Raw genomic sequence first — 876 nt, 5'->3', positions numbered from 1 at the left:
CCCAGCCGGAGCACGTGCTCGGCGGCGGTGCGGGCGGCGGCGCGGTCGTCGATGCCGACCCAGGGCGGCGGGGTGGGGCCGACGGTCCGCAGCTGCTCGGGGTGCGGCTGGTCGATGACGACGAGCGGGATGCGGCGGGCGAGGGCGGCGCGCAGCACCGGGTCGTCGTGGGGCAGCGAGGAGGCGAGCAGGCCGTCGAGGACGGCGCCGGTGACGGCGGCGGCGCTGCGGCGCGGGTCGGCGGAGCCGGGCACGAGCAGCAGCCCCGTGCCGGCCCGCTCGGCGACGGAGGTGGCCCCGGCGAGCAGCTGGACGGCCACCGGGTCCTCGAAGGCGTAGGACAGCCCGTTGTCGTAGGCGACGCCGATGGCGCCGGTGCGGCCGCGGCGCAGCCCGGCGGCGAGCGGGTTGGGGCCGGGGTAGCCCAGCCGCTCGGCGGTGGCCAGCACCCGTTCGCGCAGCTGCGCGGAGAGCTGGTCGGGGCGGGTGAAGGCGTTGGAGACGGTCTTCGCGGAGATCCCCAGCTCGTCGGCGACGTGGCGCAGGGTGACCTGTCGCGGAGGCGGCGGAACCATGGCAGCATTCTGTTACTTCACCGATGAAGAAGAGCGCGGCGACGGGCAGGTCGACCGGAAGCCGCCCCGGGAGGAGCGGACGTGGACGCACCGGGCGCACCCGCAGCGGCGGTCCCGCGCGCCGGCCGGGTGGTGGCGGTGCTGTGCGCCGTGCAGTTCGTCGACGTGCTCGGCGGCACGGTCGTCATCACCGCCCTGCCGGCGGTGCTCGCGGGGCTGGGCGCACCCGCGGCGGCCGCCACCCCGCTCGTGGCGGGCTACGCGGTGTTCTTCGGCGCGCTGCTGGTGCTCGGCGCCCGCC

General features: G+C 77.6%; 1 protein-coding gene and 1 pseudogene. One reads left to right on the top strand and one right to left on the bottom strand.

Annotated features, from left to right (window positions below; genetic code table 11):
• The coding region (locus tag ABEB16_RS22515; RefSeq protein ID WP_345714374.1) for a LacI family DNA-binding transcriptional regulator at positions 1 to 575 on the bottom strand (575 nt) is incomplete at its 3' end.
• A gap of 81 nt (positions 576 to 656) precedes the next feature.
• Between ABEB16_RS22515 and ABEB16_RS22510 the strand changes: the two are divergent.
• Positions 657 to 876: pseudogene (locus ABEB16_RS22510) on the top strand (MFS transporter); the annotation flags it as partial.

This window comes from Kineococcus glutinatus (assembly GCF_039542765.1).
In the GTDB taxonomy this organism is placed as follows: Bacteria; Actinomycetota; Actinomycetes; order Actinomycetales; family Kineococcaceae; genus Kineococcus_A; species Kineococcus_A glutinatus.
The sequence above is the reverse complement of the archived record's forward strand: the minus strand, read 5'-3'. Positions and strand labels throughout refer to the sequence as shown.